Source organism: Paraburkholderia sp. SIMBA_053 (assembly GCF_046534895.1).
In the GTDB taxonomy this organism is placed as follows: domain Bacteria; phylum Pseudomonadota; class Gammaproteobacteria; order Burkholderiales; family Burkholderiaceae; genus Paraburkholderia; species Paraburkholderia caledonica.
In genome coordinates this window covers 1-235 of sequence record NZ_JAWRXU010001742.1, presented here as the reverse complement: position 1 = coordinate 235, position 235 = coordinate 1, and the positions used below count along the sequence as shown (strand labels likewise).

The 235-nt window shown below is 53.6% G+C and carries 1 pseudogene; it reads left to right on the top strand.

The annotated features are described in order from the left end of the window. Positions 1–38 precede the first annotated feature (38 nt). Positions 39–235 (top strand): annotated as a pseudogene (locus SB753_RS41485) (DNA-binding response regulator); the annotation flags it as partial.

Genomic DNA, 235 nt, shown 5'->3' with positions numbered 1-235 from the left:
ATCAATACCAAGCTACAGAGCACAGGGAGCGACCACGCGTGAATATCAGAAAGGATGTGACACTGCCAATCCGCACCATCATCGCCGACGACCATCCGCTGGTCCTACTCGCGATGGAGAATCTGATGTCGGGGTTTCCAAATATCGAGATCGTTGGGAAGGCAACGGACTCATCGGAGTTGTTCGCCGAGGCGCAGCGTGTCAAATGCGAGCTTGTCGTCATGGATCTGTACAT